The sequence below is a fragment of the Streptococcus tangpeifui genome (genome assembly GCF_011038795.1).
Lineage (GTDB): Bacteria > Bacillota > Bacilli > Lactobacillales > Streptococcaceae > Streptococcus > Streptococcus tangpeifui.
The window spans coordinates 343,512-359,214 of sequence record NZ_JAAKDU010000001.1 but is presented as its reverse complement, the minus strand read 5'-3'; the positions used below and the strand labels follow the sequence as shown (position 1 = coordinate 359,214).

At 42.3% G+C, this 15,703-nt stretch carries 16 protein-coding genes and 1 other annotated feature; of the genes, 2 read left to right on the top strand and 14 right to left on the bottom strand.

Annotation, left to right across the window (positions count from 1 at the left end):
• Positions 1-39: 39 nt before the first annotated feature.
• Entirely contained in the window at positions 40-1,338 is a 1,299-nt protein-coding gene (locus tag G7Y32_RS01575) for a polysaccharide deacetylase family protein (RefSeq protein ID WP_241154244.1), read from the bottom strand.
• Between the two features lie 374 nt (positions 1,339-1,712).
• Here G7Y32_RS01575 and G7Y32_RS01570 point away from each other — a divergent pair, with 374 nt between their 5' ends.
• Entirely contained in the window at positions 1,713-2,303 is a 591-nt protein-coding gene (locus tag G7Y32_RS01570; RefSeq protein WP_165209667.1) for a hypothetical protein, read from the top strand.
• A gap of 61 nt (positions 2,304-2,364) precedes the next feature.
• Here the strand turns inward: G7Y32_RS01570 and rplT are convergent, their stop codons facing one another.
• From rplT to G7Y32_RS01545, 5 genes are all read right to left on the bottom strand, one after another.
• Complete coding sequence (gene rplT, locus G7Y32_RS01565; RefSeq protein ID WP_165209664.1) at positions 2,365-2,724, bottom strand: 50S ribosomal protein L20; 360 nt, start codon at positions 2,722-2,724, stop codon at positions 2,365-2,367.
• Between the two features lie 47 nt (positions 2,725-2,771).
• On the bottom strand, positions 2,772-2,972 hold the full coding sequence (gene rpmI / locus G7Y32_RS01560; protein ID WP_004229520.1) for a 50S ribosomal protein L35: 201 nt from the start codon (positions 2,970-2,972) through the stop codon (positions 2,772-2,774).
• A gap of 40 nt (positions 2,973-3,012) precedes the next feature.
• Positions 3,013-3,546: a translation initiation factor IF-3 gene (infC, locus tag G7Y32_RS01555; protein WP_004228388.1), complete on the bottom strand. Its 534-nt coding sequence runs from the start codon at positions 3,544-3,546 to the stop codon at positions 3,013-3,015.
• A gap of 14 nt (positions 3,547-3,560) precedes the next feature.
• Positions 3,561-3,690 (bottom strand) — a sequence feature (ribosomal protein L20 leader region).
• A gap of 23 nt (positions 3,691-3,713) precedes the next feature.
• Positions 3,714-4,394: a (d)CMP kinase gene (gene cmk, locus G7Y32_RS01550; RefSeq protein WP_165209661.1), complete on the bottom strand. Its 681-nt coding sequence runs from the start codon at positions 4,392-4,394 to the stop codon at positions 3,714-3,716.
• A 1-nt stretch (position 4,395) separates the two neighbouring features.
• Positions 4,396-5,031, bottom strand: a complete 636-nt coding sequence (locus G7Y32_RS01545; RefSeq protein ID WP_165209658.1) for an SAG1386/EF1546 family surface-associated protein — start codon at positions 5,029-5,031, stop codon at positions 4,396-4,398.
• 52 nt (positions 5,032-5,083) lie between these two features.
• Between G7Y32_RS01545 and G7Y32_RS01540 the strand changes: the two genes are divergently transcribed.
• Positions 5,084-5,281, top strand: coding sequence for a ferredoxin (locus tag G7Y32_RS01540; protein ID WP_004228511.1), 198 nt, complete (start codon positions 5,084-5,086; stop codon positions 5,279-5,281).
• Here the strand turns inward: G7Y32_RS01540 and G7Y32_RS01535 are convergent.
• The 8 genes from G7Y32_RS01535 to hemW all read right to left on the bottom strand — a co-directional run bounded on the left by G7Y32_RS01535 (position 5,265) and on the right by hemW (position 15,418).
• A complete protein-coding gene (locus tag G7Y32_RS01535) occupies positions 5,265-5,768 on the bottom strand; it encodes an EbsA family protein (RefSeq protein ID WP_004229273.1) in 504 nt (167 codons plus the stop codon). The genes G7Y32_RS01540 and G7Y32_RS01535 overlap by 17 nt on opposite strands.
• Before the next feature lie 157 nt (positions 5,769-5,925).
• Positions 5,926-8,493, bottom strand: coding sequence for a GBS Bsp-like repeat-containing protein (locus G7Y32_RS01530; protein ID WP_165209655.1), 2,568 nt, complete (start codon positions 8,491-8,493; stop codon positions 5,926-5,928).
• 323 nt (positions 8,494-8,816) lie between these two features.
• Positions 8,817-10,649: a translation elongation factor 4 gene (gene lepA, locus G7Y32_RS01525; RefSeq protein ID WP_165209652.1), complete on the bottom strand. Its 1,833-nt coding sequence runs from the start codon at positions 10,647-10,649 to the stop codon at positions 8,817-8,819.
• Positions 10,650-10,975: 326 nt separating this feature from the next.
• Positions 10,976-11,392 (bottom strand): nucleoside-diphosphate kinase, encoded by a 417-nt coding sequence (gene ndk / locus G7Y32_RS01520; RefSeq protein WP_004229878.1) that lies wholly within the window; start codon positions 11,390-11,392, stop codon positions 10,976-10,978.
• A gap of 156 nt (positions 11,393-11,548) precedes the next feature.
• Positions 11,549-12,211 carry a TIGR01906 family membrane protein gene (locus G7Y32_RS01515; RefSeq protein ID WP_004228935.1) on the bottom strand — a complete coding sequence of 221 codons (663 nt, stop codon included), beginning with the start codon at positions 12,209-12,211 and terminating at the stop codon, positions 11,549-11,551.
• Positions 12,212-12,976: a TIGR01457 family HAD-type hydrolase gene (locus tag G7Y32_RS01510; protein ID WP_004226992.1), complete on the bottom strand. Its 765-nt coding sequence runs from the start codon at positions 12,974-12,976 to the stop codon at positions 12,212-12,214.
• Positions 12,977-13,257: 281 nt separating this feature from the next.
• The gene (locus tag G7Y32_RS01505) at positions 13,258-13,995 is read right to left on the bottom strand and encodes an acyl-ACP thioesterase domain-containing protein (protein ID WP_004227045.1); all 738 of its coding nucleotides are present in this window, start codon (positions 13,993-13,995) and stop codon (positions 13,258-13,260) included.
• A 289-nt stretch (positions 13,996-14,284) separates the two neighbouring features.
• The gene (gene hemW / locus G7Y32_RS01500; RefSeq protein ID WP_165209649.1) at positions 14,285-15,418 is read right to left on the bottom strand and encodes a radical SAM family heme chaperone HemW; all 1,134 of its coding nucleotides are present in this window, start codon (positions 15,416-15,418) and stop codon (positions 14,285-14,287) included.
• Positions 15,419-15,703: the final 285 nt, after the last annotated feature.

Below are 15,703 nucleotides of genomic sequence, written 5' to 3'. Positions count from 1 at the left end.
GATAGAAAAAAGACCTGAGAAACTCAAGTCTTATCTAAATTAAACATAACCATACAATTCACTGACAGTCACAAACTTATACCCCTGTGAACTTAAATAGCCCAGCACTGTCGGAAGAGCATCAACCGTTGTCTGGTGAATATCATGCATCAGAATAACGCTGCCATTTTTCACCTGAGACTTTACTTGACTTAAAATAGCCTGTGTGTTGCGATTTTTCCAATCCAGTGTATCAACATCCCAAAGCACTTGATAGAGATTTGTTAAGCTCCGCACCTTATCGTTGGTAGCACCGTAAGGCGGACGTAAGAGTTTAGGCGCCTGACCTGTTGCCTTTTCGATCGCCTGACTTGTTTGGGTAATTTGCGAAGAGGCTTGATTAACCGGTAGTTTATTCAATTGGGGATGATTCCAAGAGTGGTTCCCAATATCATGACCGTCTTTCAACTCTTCCTTGAGGATACCTTCATTACCAGCAACGCTTTGGCCGACAACAAAGAAGGTGGCCTTAGCCTTATATTTCTTCAAAATTTTAAGAACCTTAGGTGTTGTCATAGGATTAGGACCATCATCAAAAGTCAAAGCAACAACGTGTCCTGACATCTTCTCCTGTAAACCTGCCCCATGTTTATAAGATTGGTAGGCTTTCAGATCCTTATCTTTTAGATAATTAGGATTGAGAATATCGTAAAGGCTAGTAATAGCAATCATAACCTTTTGACCACCGATAGATAAAACTAACTGAGACTGACTGTAGCTAAAAGCTATCTTTGACAGTTTCTCTTTTTTAAAGACAGTCAAGACCTTAGCCTGCTGCTTCTTACTGATTCCTTGGGCTTTAAGCGCTGCTTTAACCTTAGGCGTTAAGGCTTCCCTTAAATCTGTTGTCCGCGACAGTAGATCCGTCAGTTTCAAAGCCGTATTATCCGACTTGATTAAAAAGCTTCTGAGTACTTTGCTTTTTCCTTTATGCAATGATGCTCCCTGCTTATAGTAAGGGTGTTCATAAAATTTAGCCTGCTGAACATTTTTTAAAGCAGAGTCCGAACAAGCCATGCCAACAAATCGATAATCGCCATCCTTAGCCGTTTCAGCTGCTTTATTTATAGTTTCTTTTAGTCCAGCATAAGCTTTTCCTTTATCATTACAAGGATAATAAAGCCAAGTATCTTGCTTCTTAACTGCCACTACAGATCCTTGCTTTTTACTAAAAATTTTCTCAGACTCAGCTGCTCGGGTTAAATCCTTCTTAATAGCACTATGTCGGTACACTATTATTCCTAATAAAGCTACTAAACAGAGCAAGATCCCCCAAAAGCGATACGATTGTTTATTCACATTTGTCCTCCATTCCAACATCTACTATTATAGGGCAATTAGTCCCGAGCTTCAAGGGGCTGTCCATAATCTATGACAAAAGGCAAACCAAAATTTCAGCATTAAAATTCAAAACGAGATGTTTCCAGACAACTAACTGCCATTGCTCCCTATCTAAAAATTGTATCAATTCCTGTCTTTCTCGAAGCGTGCTTAAAAAATAAATCGTCAAGCAAATAAGAACCTAATGTAATTACATTAAGGCAATTTTCTAAATGATGAGAGTGGGACAGACAGCCATGATGGCTCAGCCTCCTCAATCATACAAAACTCCACCAAGGACTCATCAAAACTTTGATATAATAGCATTATCAACCCGATAGGAGATTATGACCATGAACAGACTGCTAATTCCAATGCTATCGACATTAATGTTAAGCCTCTCAAGAATACTCTTAGCACACCTTTCACAATCAGACTTATTTTTAACAGACCCTGTACATTGGATCAAATCACATGATAAACTGCTCAAATTTTGTGATGAGTTATTAGCCATCACAGCATTTTTATTTAGTGGCTCTATCATTTCTTTCGTACTATACCATAGGCAGGACGACTATTTTATGCTCGCAATAATTAGTGTTAGCTTGATATACTGCATCTTTGCTTGGATAGGTACTGTGTTAATTATTGGAAATAGTATCTATCCGGTTAATGGTCTTAAAGCACTGAAAGAGTCTGAATTACCTAAGGCTTTATTGCAAATATATTCTAGACTGCATTTATCAGACTTATCTCTTGGTATATTAACGATTGCTTTATCTAACTTGAATCCAAATTTATATATCAGATTGAGCGGCTATGCTGTTGGCCCAATGCAGATTTTGTTTACTTACTACAGTAAGCCATTGAAGTACAAAACCTATATCTTTACAGTCATTGCATGGACTATCTGGATGATTTTATTTCAATTAACAACTAACTGAAGTCATTTATATCCTTTATATTTTAAAAATAAAAAATGAGCACTAGGCCCATTTCTCATTTTTATTTACCAAGTTTTGCTTTAGCTGCATCAGCGAGTGCTGTGAAAGCTGCTGCATCGTTAACAGCTAAGTCTGCCAACATTTTGCGGTTAACTTCAACTTCTGCCAATTTCAAACCATGCATCAATTGTGAATAGGATAAACCGTTCATACGAGCTGCCGCATTGATACGTGTAATCCACAATTTACGGAAATCACGTTTTCTTTGACGGCGGTCACGGTAAGCATAGTAGTAAGAATTCATTACTTGTTCTTTTGCCGTACGGAACAAGATATGCTTAGCACCATAATAACCTTTAGCTAATTTAAGTACACGTTTACGGCGTTTGCGAGAAACAACGCCACCTTTAACACGAGCCATTTATATTTTCCTCCAAATATTCTTCTTAATTGCTTTGACTAAATGCCTTATTTCATTTGAGACAGCATTGCTTTGATACGTTTGAAATCTCCTGAATGCACCATAGCTGCCTTACGAAGATGACGACGTTGTTTTTTAGTCTTACCGTGGAAGCGGTGTGAAGTGTAGGCACGGAAGCGTTTCAATCCGCCTGAACTTGTACGTTTAAAACGTTTAGCTGATGCGCGGTGTGTTTTTTGTTTTGGCATTTTAATTTCTCCTCTTTAAGTTTAATGACTGATAAATCCCTTATTTTTTCTTATCAGGGATTGGCGCCAACTGCATGAACATTTGGCGGCCGTCCATCTTAGCGCGTTGCTCAATGATAGCGATATCTTGCGTCGCTTCAGCGAAGTCAGCTAAGACTTGTGCACCAATATCCTTGTGAGTAATCATCCGTCCACGAAAACGGATAGAAACCTTAACCTTGTTGCCCTTTTGCAAGAACTTACGGCCGTTTCGGAGCTTGGTTTCAAAGTCACCCTTATCAATAACGGGACTGAGACGAATCTCCTTAACAGTAACAGTGCTTTGTTTCTTGCGCTGCTCCTTTTGTTTCTTTTGATACTCAAACTTGAACTTTCCATAGTCCATAATCTTAGCAACTGGTGGAGTTGCCTGCGGTTGGATCAAGACGAGATCAACATTAGCATCATCAGCCGCTGCTTGAGCTTCAGACAGGGGTTTGATTCCAAGTTGTTCTCCATCAAGTCCCACAAGGCGAACTTCCCGAACGCGAATTTCATCATTTATGAATAAATCTTTTTTTGCGATGATTTTCACCTCTTCATTTTTTTAGAGAAAAACGAAAGCGGACTTGCCAACGCAAGCCCGCACTACAGTAATATTTCATGGAAATGAAACTTGACATGTAGAGCCAGACAACGTTAGTCGCAAGGCGAGAAGCTCTCACTTCTGCTTTCCTCATTGTTAGCAGTATAACATGTCGACTAACCTCTGTCAATAATTTTCTCTGCTTTTTCTGAAATAAAATCAACCACACCATCAATTGATACCCCAGTCGTATCAAAGGTAATGGCATCATCAGCTGCCTTCAGCGGAGAAACCTTGCGGTGGCTGTCCTTGTAATCCCGATCCGCAATTTCTTGTTTGAGCTGCTCAAAATCAGTTACAATTCCTTTTTCTTGATTCTCTTTGAAGCGGCGCTCAGCCCGTTCTTCAACAGAAGCAACCAAAAAGATCTTTAACTCAGCATCAGGCAGGACAACTGTCCCAATGTCACGGCCATCCATAATAATAGCCCCACTCGCAGCGATTCGGCGCTGCTCATCAACCAATTTTTCACGAACTTGAGGGATAGCTGAGACAGCTGAAACATGGTTGGTCACATCATTTTGACGGATAGCCAGCGTAACATCCTCACTACTCAGACTGACGGTTTGACTGCCATCAGCTGCTTTGCCAAAAGCAATCGGATAGCGGTCAAGCAATTTTAATAAGGCATCAACCTGCTCCAAATCAATACCATGTTTGAGTGCCAAGTAGGTGGCACAACGATACATGGCCCCTGTATCTAAGTAAGTATACCCCAATTTCTTGGCGAGAATCTTAGCAACAGTGCTCTTACCACTGGAAGCCGGACCGTCGATAGCAATTCTAATTGTTTTCATCTTAGTTTACGTGTACCTCATCACCCGGATTAGCATACCAGTATCCTTGAGTCATGTGTTCAGGATTAAGCTCTCTAAGTTTGTCAACAGAGATTCCTGCACGCGCTGCAATAGCCGCTTCACCTTCACCCGGTTGAACAGTAATAGTTTCACCATCACCAGAGGCAGACGATGACGAAGAAGATTCGCTACTGGATGACGCCTCTGTACTCTCTTGGGTATCAGCTTCTGAACTAGAAGGCTGCTCAGAGCTTGATTCTTGTTTAGCACTTGATTTAGAAGCACCATAAAAACTTGAAGTTTCCTTAGTTTCATTGCTGCCGCCGTTTGACGTGTAAAAGACAAAGAAAAGAATAGCAACTACAACCACAAAGAAGACACTGAGTAAAATAGTCAAAACTGGAGTGCTGACAAAGGAACTACGATTTTGACTACTGACCGAGCGGCTACCGCCAGAACGATGTCGCCCAATAACAATATCGTCATCCTCATCATCCTCAACTGCTGCCGCCTCCGCTTTATCACCAACATCCCTGATTTCCGCATCTTCGACATTGTCAAATTCTTCAGCTTCGTTTACTTCTTCAAGCTCTTCAACTTCTTCTTTGATCGGTGTTTCCCATGGTTTTTTAGACATGCTGTCCTCCCTCATCCTTGTAAAATTAATCAATACGTACTAAAATAATACTATGAAAGTCTCAATTATTCCAGAAAAATGCATTGCCTGCGGGCTCTGCCAAACTTATTCTGCCGCCTTCGATTACCACGATGACGGTATTGTCAAATTCGCTGACAGCAACAAGCTCGAACGCATGCTGCCAGACACACAAGCTAACCTTTTAGCTGTTAAATCTTGTCCAACGAAAGCCCTCAGGATTGATTCCTAAGCGAGGGCTTTTCTTTTTTATCATTTTGATAAAGCTTGAAATAATCCAAACTATCCGAATGGTCAAGCAGCTCCACTTCTCCCTTGAAAGCTGGATTCAGTGCTAGGTCATCTAAGAAATATTTCTTAGGCCACTTACGCATATAAAACAGCCGGGACTTGCCATTCGTAAAAATGAGGGCCAGAGTTGTTCGTGTCACCTCAATCCGCTTGATGCTTGCAATATCAACCTTGAGTGGTTTTAAAAAGTTAAGGGAAATAATCCAAAGTTTATTATCCTCACCAATCACAAAGTAGCGGTGAAATCCCAGACCGACAAAAATCATGAAGATGGCAATAAAGGTCAATCCTGTCCTTGGGACAGAAGCCCTTTCATAGAATAATGACATGGCAATAAAAATCGGAATAAAAGTGATGGACCAATAAATAATGGACCAAGATAATTCCGGCTGCCAGTGATATCTAACTTTTCCAAATATCTTTATCATAGCGGCCCCTCCATACCAGTACATTTTACCATAAAAAGAAGAGATTTCCCATTCTAACCGAAAAAACTTGGAAGAATTTTTCATACCTTCTTGTTGGGTTTGAACACTAAAAAGGAGATTGGAAAAACTTTGCCAACCCCCTTTTATTCAATAAGTTTTAACTCAACCGACCTGTATAGTCAATACTTTGGTCAACATTGGCCCCCAAAGCTTTGGAAACACTGGTATATTGCCAAGCTGCCGCATTGCTATAAAGATTATCATTGGCAGCTTCTTCTTCAGACATTTGATTGTAACCATTGACATAATGGGCTACCCACATATTTTCCATACCAACTTGGCCTGTTGAGAAACTACCACCTCGGGTGTCTAGCCAGCTGGCCATAGTATAGTAAATCAGGTTATTATAGCCCATACTCTTCATGGTTTGGGTCCAAACCGCAGTATTTTCATTGACATTGGCCCGAACCTCACTTGCTTCAATATCATCAACCATAGCAGTTCCTGCAGTCAGGCCATAAGACTTAGCCACATTGACAAAGAAGGCTGCTTCGCTTCTGGCCTCATCCGCATTAGTGTAGCGGGCAAAATGATAAGCAGAAACCTTGAGCCCAGCCGCTCTTGCATTAGTAATCTGACGAGCTGCATAAGGGTTAATGTAAGAATTTCCTTCAGTCAGTTTAACCACAACTCCTGTGATTCCACGCGCCTTGAGCGAACGATAACTTTCAACAGAAATGTTGTCATTATAGCTGCTGACGTCGATAAAGTAACGATTGGCTCTTGCTTTATTTAAATCATACTGCCCTAAATTGAAGCCAGTCCGGCTACCATCTTGGTAGTTAACATAGACGTGGACGGTGTAGCTGCCCTTAATATTTCCGTGGTTACTTTGATTGATATCTACACTGGCAACACCATTATTGACATCTGCACTATACCAATGAATATTAGTTTGGTTTTCTTCTGACCACACTGCAACATCCATGCTTTTAGCTTTTTTAGAATGATCTGTTTCATTGAGAATAACTCTCATAGTCCCCTGTTCAGCGTTATGATCCCTAACGGTTGGCCAAACTTCGGCTGGCGTAACTGCATCTGCTACAGAAAAATCAGCAGCTGATAAGCCAATTAAACGCCCACCATCAAGGCTTGAGTAGCCATACAGATGAACAAGGTATTTCCCTGATTCAAAATTATGATTCTTCAGCTTAATGAGTCCAGTATAACTGCCATCGGCATTTTTAGTTGTGTCGTACCATACAATATCATCCTGATCATTTTTTTCAGTCCAGACAGGAACTAGAACCGATGTTATGTAACTTGGCACTTTATCAACTGTAACCCTATAAGTTACATCATCTTGCTTGCTAATGTTAGCTGAAGCAGTCGGTGAAGGGACATCTATCGTAGTGGTATTGATACCAACAAATTTTCCATCCTTATTTGCGTAAGTATGAATATGATAAGTTCCGTAACCAGAATGATTAGTATAAGGGGCTAATGCTGAGAAACTGCTGTCAGCTTGATACCAATGGACATCGTCCTGATCTCCAGTTTGAGACCAAACAGCAAAATAAATATTGCTGAGGTTTGCTACCTCATTTGAATCTAGGTGAAGTTTAATACCATTTGTATCCAAGCTAGCTGTAACATTATTTTGCGGAGCAACCTTGATGGCATCAGCAGTCTCTTTTTTATCAAAGCCAGAAGTAGCTGCTAAGCCTACCAAGCCACCTGTAATAGAACTTTGTCCATATATATGAACACTATAATGCCCTAAATCATTGTGATGATTAGATGGATTGATCCTTAAGCTGTAGCTAGTAGTACCTGTCTTTTCAGCATGATACCAAGCAATATCATCTTGATCATTTTTATCTGACCAAACTGGCACCAAAAGATCGGTAATATCATCAGAAACATTATTGACCGTTAAACTATAAGTCCCATCTGAGTTTGGTACAATCTTAGTAGAAATTTGAGGAGGATTAACCTCAGTGCTTGTTGCATTTCGACCTACAAAATGTTCTCCAATTTTAGAATAGGTATGAATAATATATTTCCCATAAGAGCGATGTTTAGCAAGATCTATATAGGCAGCACCTTTATCATTAGCAGTATACCAAACCATATCATCTTGATCATTCTTTTCGGTCCAAACCGCAAAATAAATAACCTCATCTTTAGCCATTGGACGATTATATTGAATCGTCATCATTTGACCAGATACAGAGGCAGTCGTCACTTGAGACGAAGCTTGATTGGCGGCGCTAGCCCGACTGACTGTTGTAGAAACGCTCGCTCGAACAACTGTTGTATCAGTCGCCGGACCTGAAACAGGTTGAATTTGATCAGCCTGAACAGTACCTGCCTCTGAAGCAAGCTGATTAGTGGATACTTCTGATGTCGCTTGGCTTTCTGAATTAGCTTGACTTGAATCTATCTCAGACGTAGACTGCTGATTGGTCGGAACTGCTTCTGAAACACTGGTTGCCTCAGAATTGGCCAGAGCTGCTTGATGAGCTTGGTTGGCTTGTTCTTGCTGGCTAGCATCAGTATCGGTTGTCACGGATTGATCCACTGGAGCAACCTCTCTTGCCGAACCAGCTGGAACATCACCGGTTTCATCAGCAGAGACTAAACCACTTATCCCCAACACAGTCAGGGCAGCCGCACTGGCAATTACCCAATGTTTCTTAGCTTTGTACATTTTTTTCCGCATTCGTCCTAATTCCTTTTTTAATTTGATTAATGAAGTTAGTTTACCATAATCGCCTAATATCGACAATAGATAGGGCTTCCAAGGCTTTTGGAATTAGTTTAAGAGGGGTCCCCTAATATTCCATAAAAAGAAAATTGATACGCCAAAGGCGTCTCTGTAAAACTATAATTCAAATAGCTGCTCCCCCTTTTATAACGCTTTTCATTCGGATCTTATTCGCCAAAGCATTCTCTGCCTTAACTGTCCGACTAACTATTGATAAAGAGTTCAAATTATTGTCCGTAAAAAAAAGCTGGGCAAACACTTGTCCAGCCTCGACAGACTTATTTTTTCTCATCTTCATCCATAGATAGGACTGAGAGGAAGGCCTCTTGTGGAACCTCGACAGATCCGATAGCTTTCATGCGTTTCTTACCAGCTTTTTGCTTTTCAAGTAGTTTACGCTTCCGGGAAACGTCGCCACCGTAACACTTAGCCAGAACATTCTTTCGCAGGGCCTTAATGTCGGACCGTGCCACAATCTTTTGACCGATGGCAGCCTGAATAGGCACTTCAAATTGTTGGCGCGGGATGATTTTCTTGAGTTTTTCAACAATCAGCCTGCCGCGCTCATAGGCAAATTCACTGTGAACAATGAAGCTGAGGGCATCAACTTTTTCACCATTGAGCAGGATATCCATCTTCACCAATTTGGACCTGCGGTATTCGGAAATTTCATAATCAAAGCTAGCATAGCCACGCGTTGAGGACTTCAACTTGTCAAAGAAATCAAAGACGATTTCAGACAACGGAATTTGATAAATAACATTGACTCGATTATCGTCAATATATTCCATAGTGACAAAGTCACCCCGCTTCCGTTGGCAGAGCTCCATAACTGCCCCAACATATTCCTGCGGAACCATGATCTGGGCCTTAACAAAAGGCTCCTCAATACTATCGACTTTGGTTGAGTCAGGAAATTCAGAAGGGTTAGAAACTTCCAACAGCTCTCCATCTGTGGTATTGATATGGTAAACAACGGATGGAGCCGTCATAATCAAATCAATATTAAATTCCCGCTCCAGTCGTTCCTGAATAACATCCATGTGAAGGAGCCCCAAGAAACCAGCCCGAAAACCAAATCCCAAAGCCTGTGAGGTTTCCGGTTCAAATTGTAAGCTTGCATCATTAAGCTGGAGCTTTTCCAAGGCTTCCCGCAGGTCATTATACTTATTGGACTCGACAGGATAGAGACCGGCAAAGACCATGGGATTCATCTGCTTGTAGCCGTGCAAAGCTTGCCCTGCTGGTCGGTCAGCTAGGGTAATGGTATCCCCAACCCGCGTATCAGCCACAGTCTTGATCGAGGCAGCAATATAACCGACATCACCAGTTGCTAGATAGTCTCGGCCAACGGCTTTAGGAGTAAAAATACCAACCTCAGTGACATCAAAGGTCTTACCATTGGACATGAGCTGAATCCTGTCTCCTGGTTTGACCAGACCATTGACAATCCGAACTTGGAGGATAACCCCGCGATAGGCATCATAAACCGAGTCAAAAATCAGAGCCTGCAGGGGGGCTTCCACATCTCCAGTTGGAGCTGGAACCTTCTCAACGATTTGCTCAAGGATTTCTTCGATTCCGATACCAGCCTTGGCTGAAGCCAAAACAGCCTCACTGGCGTCCAGACCGATGACATCTTCGATTTCCTGACGAACCCGCTCTGGATCAGCGGCTGGCAAATCGATTTTATTGATAACGGGCAGAATTTCCAGATCGTTATCTAAGGCCAGATAGACATTGGCCAAGGTTTGAGCTTCGATACCTTGGGCAGCATCCACCACCAATATTGCTCCTTCGCAAGCCGCAAGCGAACGCGACACTTCATAAGTGAAATCGACATGTCCTGGTGTGTCAATCAGGTGGAAAATATAGGTTTCGCCATCCTTGGCAGTATAGTTAAGCTGAACAGCATTGAGCTTGATCGTAATACCACGCTCCCGCTCTAAGTCCATGCTGTCAAGCAGCTGGGCCTGCATTTCACGGTCGGAAACTGTCTCAGTTTTCTCCAAAATTCGGTCAGCCAGAGTTGATTTCCCGTGGTCAATATGGGCAATGATAGAGAAATTTCGAATTTTCTCCTGCCGTTTTTTAAGTTCTTGAATATCCATGATTCGTCCTTATCAGTGAAAATTAATCACTCTATTATACCAAAAAAGGAAGTGGGAAAGAAGTCGCAAATTGATGAATTAGCACAACGTTCCTCCTTCTCTCAGTTAGTAAGATGGCTTGCTGTCACTTGCCTAAAAGGAAAGTCAACAGAGCCGACACTTTGTCGCAGCTTAAATGCTCGACATTGAAACAACAATCCTTTCATCACAAGCCAATCACTGCGTTAAGAAATAACAACGACAAAACCCTATGATACTGCTTTTTAGGTCTGTCAATTAAAAAAGATGGGCATCATGACCCCACCTCTAAAGCTAAATTTCTTCAGTTATTCGTCAAACCAGATAGCAATTTCCCTTTGGGCAGACGCTAAAGAATCGGAACCGTGAGCGATGTTCTTGATGGCCTCACCGGGAAATGATCCTAGAGCATAGTCACCGCGAATGGTGCCGGGCAGAGCCTTGCTAGGATCTGTAGCTCCCAGCATATCCCGCCAAGCTTGAACCGCTCCAACGCCTGTAAAAGTCCCGACAATAACAGGACCGCTAGTCATAAAGTCGGTAATTGCTGGGAAAAAGGGCTTGTCAACTAGGTCAGCATAATGCTCTTCCAAAAGCGACCGATCAATCTGGCGCATTTCCATGCGGTTAATTTTTAGTCCCCTCACTTCTGCCCGCTGCAAGACTTGGCCCACCAGCCCGCGCTCTAGGCAATCCGGCTTTAAGATAAAAAAAGTTTCTTCCATGATAAACTCCTCGAATGAATAGCAAAAATTTTAAAATATAGTTTTATTATAGCAGGATTTTCAGAAAATTCCATGGAATCATTTTCAGAGAGAAGTATGGTAACTGCCAAGCTGTTGACATAAGGCACTCCATCTGCACGTCTGGCTTCATACCTATTATTTAGAGACCACTCCATTCTCCTGCTCCTTGCGATAGGCCTGCAGGCTTCCTTTGCTTAGCCAAAAACAGCCTAACATGACGATTTCATAAAGAACAAAAAAAAGAATAAAACAATGCAGAAAATAATCCTCAGGCAGAACCCAAATGATGGGATCAGTATAGGGATTAAAAAGCCAATTAGTTGCACCGGGAAAAAGCAAATGATGAAAAAGCGTGAAAAATTGATCAAAACCGATGAAAAAAGCTAAAATCCCCAGTAAGACTGGCAGAGTAGCTAGGCCTGAAAAGACTCGGCTGGAGAGCCAGAAAGACTTGATCCGCAACTGTCTCCTGAAATAAAGCCAAGAGGGGACTAGTCCCAGCAGGAAAATAGCCTGATCTAAATGAAAGAGGTGCTTAACATCTCGAAAATGAGCCAACCCGTCTGCTGATGATGGAAAGTTGCTCATCTTGAGCTTGGTCACCCAGGGCAGGGTCAGATACCCCATAAGCTGATGGAAATTATGGAGTAGCTGCTGGCTGGACAGTCCTCTGAGGCTGGCCAAGTTCAGCCAATGATTTTCCAAAGGATAGATGGCCCAAGCCAAATAAATAGTCAACAAAATGGCTAAGCTTAAAAGCCAGAGAGCAAAGCCAACCAATTTTAGTTTATCTTTCATTTAGAGCTCCCAGTCGTCCAAGCTGTCCACGACATGGCTAGGTTTAATAGGCAGGCCCGACACTTCCTCCGGCTTAGTGAAACCAGTTAGAACCAACAGAGTATCAACATCGTTTTTGATACCGGCCATAATATCGGTCATATAGTTATCACCAACCATCAGAGCTTGTGAGCGTTCCAGACCCAATCGCTCCAGAGCCTTATTAATAATGACAGCTTCTGGTTTGCCGATAATAACCGGTTTGACTCGGGTAGCTACCTCCAAAAGCTTTTGAATAGCGCCAGCTCCTGGTTCTTGGCCGCGCTCGGTTGGAATATTGAGATCAGGATTGGTCCCGATAAAGAGAGCCCCCTTTTGAATGGCCAGAGTGGCCGTCACCAACATTTCATAGGTCAACCCACGGTCAAGACCGACCACAACGTAGGCAGGATTATCCTTATCCTCGATATAGCCAGCCTCAGCAATGGCTGACTTGAGGCCGACTTCGCCGATAACATAGGCGGTCTTGCCCCGCTTCATATCATTCATGTAATCGACAGTTGCCAAAGTCGCTGTGTAGATAGTCTCCAGTGGCGTTTCCACATTAAAATGCTTAGCCAACATTTCTTGCACCATCTGCGGGGTCCGCATAGTGTTGTTGGTCACCAAGGTATAGGGGATCTTTTGCTCCTGCAGGCGTTTGATAAAGCGCTCACCTGCTGGAATCCGCTCCTTCCCTCGGTAAATGGTTCCGTCTAAATCAATTAAATAACCTTTGTAAGTCATATTTACTCCTATATGCTGATTTCTTTAAAAATAAGGGAGTGGGATCAACCCAAAAATTGAAAATTCTGGTTCTCACCACTTCTTAATTTCTAGGCGATGGCCTGAAACGGTCTCTTCCCAGACCGTTTCACTCCCAACACTGCGCCTAGAATTGATTCTAAAACAGGACTCTGGACGAGTTTTTACCCAGCCTCAGTCTGCTGTCTAAAAGCAAAGCAGCCACTGTTTACTAGAGTTACTATCTTAAGAAAGGACTGAGTCAAAAAATATTCGGCAGCGGCTTAAGCCTCATTGCGTTCCCGCCACTCAATCTGAGCTTGGGCATGAAGACCCTGATCAGTTTTAATTTCGTGCTGGCTGATCAAGCCATCCTGTTTAATCCGAGTAATAATATCCTTCCCGTAGTGAATTTCCTTGAGGTACTTAAGATGAACTTTCTTGGGCACATGGGTCTTGAGAAAATCAATATCCATCGCCTCATACATCCATTCCAGATATTTGCTGTTGTTGACATGGCCATTCATATCCAAATCCAAATACCGCACATGAAAGAGGGATTCTTCCGCTTCTTTCAGGGGTTTATATTTTGGACCTCGAATCACTTTTTTAATTTTTTCAGAACCATAAGGGGCTACAATTTCATCCTTGACTGTCACAACCTTTCGGGTATCGTAATCCATAAGGACGAAGGTGGAGAAAATCTCAATAATCTGCTGACCATCTTCGCCGTAAATATAGAACTTCCGATAACAAAAAAGTTTGTTGTAGGCAATTGCCTCGGTCTCTACTACAATATTTTCCGCATAGCGAGGCAGGCGCTGGATATCCAGCTCATAGTCAGTAATGACCCAAACCAAATTAAAATTGTCCAAAAGCCAGTCATCAGTATTGCCCAAACTTTCTGACTGCAAGCCCGATACCTGAAGGGCAAAGGACAGCAGATGAGGCACTTTAATCTGATGATTGATATCACTCTCGTAAAATGGAACCTGATAAGCCACCTGAAATTTTTTTCCCATGATTTCTCCTTTAAAATCGGGACACGTCCTGCCCTCACTACTTTTCAATCACTACTTTGACGCAGTTGGTTGGGAGTAAGACTTGTTGACTATACCAACTTCGTCTTATCCCTGCATAGGTCATGAGGCGTTTCATCACCAATGAACCACTGCTGGTTGGATGCCCTATCCTGACAAGCAAGCCATAGGTCAAACAGTCTCCCAGACTATTTGAGAAGACCAGTAGCAACTATGCGAAGTTGAGCCTCCAGAATCGATAGCTTTGCCATACTGATCTTGGACGCACTCCCTAATCAAGTATAAATTTCTCAGCCACGGTGTCACCCAAGAAAAGGCCCCGCTTAGTCATACGCAACTGATCACCTGTGACTTGAAGCAAACCGTCCGCCAGCAAATCGGCCACAATCCGACCATACCGCTGCTGGAAGTCCTCCTGAAATTTTTCCTCAAAGCGGCTGATAGAGATACCCGCTTTCTTTCGCAGTCCAAGGAAGATTTCTTCTTCCATCTGCTCGGTCTTAGTCAATTCTTCTTCATGCAAACGGGCCTGACCTTCCTCTGAAATAGCTTTTAGGTAGTGCTGGATTGGGCCACGGTTGCGGTAGCGAACGCCGTCCAAATAACCCGAAGCTCCCGCTCCGACTCCGTAATACTCAGCATTATCCCAGTAAACAAGATTGTGCCGGCTCTCATAGCCCGGCTTGGTGAAATTGGAAATCTCGTAATGCTCAAACCCATGCTTTTCCAGCTCATCAATAATATAAGTAAACATATCGCTCTCAACATCCTCATTAGGCAAATGAAGTCGACCCCGTCGCATTTTGTTCATAAAGACCGTATGATTCTCCAAAATCAGACTGTAGAGACTGAGATGGGGAATATTCAGAGATAAAGCCTTTTTAACATTGAGTTTAACCTGATCCATAGTCTGATCGGGTAGAGCATAGATGAGGTCAATAGAAATATTATCAAAACCTGCTGCTTTGAGGGCTGAAACCGACTCATAGATCTGTGCTTCATTGTGACTGCGGCCGATTCGTTTGAGCTCCTGATCATCAAAGGTTTGCACGCCAAGTGAGACCCGATTGACCGCTGATTTTTCAAGCACAGCAATCTTATCCGACGTCAAATCACCAGGATTGGCCTCGATGGTGAATTCTTCCAGAAGCGATAAATCCAATTGCTCCTGCAAACCCGACAGCAGGTAATCCAACTGCGAAGCTGAAAGAGCCGTCGGAGTTCCGCCGCCAATATAGAGCGTTCGCAATGTTCTAATATCGTAGAAACGAAACTCCTCCAACAGCTTTTCCAAATAATCATCAACCGGCTGGTTCTTGATAAAGACCTTGGAAAAATCGCAATAATAGCAAATTTGCGTGCAAAAAGGAATATGCACATAAGCTGAAGTGGGTTTAATAAACATGGCTTTATTATAGCATTTTAGAAAGAAGAAATTAAGGGAGGGGATTAAAAAAACCTACTTATGATAAGTGAGACAAGAAAAGGCTCTAGGGTTTCTGAAGTAGGTAATGGGTAAATAGTAATTCCATATCAGATTACAAACAAGTCTAGTATTAGTATGAAGCTCTAAAAGGAAATAATAATCCTCTTTAAATGGCTAGTGACGAGTCAAAATACTAAGACTTGAACAAAGTAAAAGCCAGCGGCTTCATTCGCTGGCTAACTTTATCGGTTGTCTTCTTATTTT

Coding starts and splice junctions, on each gene's coding strand:
- rplT (WP_165209664.1), bottom strand. CDS start 2,724: ATGGCTCGTGTTAAAGGTGGCGTTGTTTCTCGCAAACGCCGTAAACGT.
- hemW (WP_165209649.1), bottom strand. CDS start 15,418: ATGTTTATTAAACCCACTTCAGCTTATGTGCATATTCCTTTTTGCACG.
- G7Y32_RS01540 (WP_004228511.1), top strand. CDS start 5,084: ATGAAAGTCTCAATTATTCCAGAAAAATGCATTGCCTGCGGGCTCTGC.
- G7Y32_RS01515 (WP_004228935.1), bottom strand. CDS start 12,211: ATGAAAGATAAACTAAAATTGGTTGGCTTTGCTCTCTGGCTTTTAAGC.
- G7Y32_RS01545 (WP_165209658.1), bottom strand. CDS start 5,031: ATGTCTAAAAAACCATGGGAAACACCGATCAAAGAAGAAGTTGAAGAG.
- lepA (WP_165209652.1), bottom strand. CDS start 10,649: ATGGATATTCAAGAACTTAAAAAACGGCAGGAGAAAATTCGAAATTTC.
- rpmI (WP_004229520.1), bottom strand. CDS start 2,972: ATGCCAAAACAAAAAACACACCGCGCATCAGCTAAACGTTTTAAACGT.
- cmk (WP_165209661.1), bottom strand. CDS start 4,394: ATGAAAACAATTAGAATTGCTATCGACGGTCCGGCTTCCAGTGGTAAG.
- G7Y32_RS01535 (WP_004229273.1), bottom strand. CDS start 5,768: ATGATAAAGATATTTGGAAAAGTTAGATATCACTGGCAGCCGGAATTA.
- G7Y32_RS01505 (WP_004227045.1), bottom strand. CDS start 13,995: ATGGGAAAAAAATTTCAGGTGGCTTATCAGGTTCCATTTTACGAGAGT.
- G7Y32_RS01530 (WP_165209655.1), bottom strand. CDS start 8,493: ATGCGGAAAAAAATGTACAAAGCTAAGAAACATTGGGTAATTGCCAGT.
- G7Y32_RS01570 (WP_165209667.1), top strand. CDS start 1,713: ATGAACAGACTGCTAATTCCAATGCTATCGACATTAATGTTAAGCCTC.
- G7Y32_RS01510 (WP_004226992.1), bottom strand. CDS start 12,976: ATGACTTACAAAGGTTATTTAATTGATTTAGACGGAACCATTTACCGA.
- ndk (WP_004229878.1), bottom strand. CDS start 11,392: ATGGAAGAAACTTTTTTTATCTTAAAGCCGGATTGCCTAGAGCGCGGG.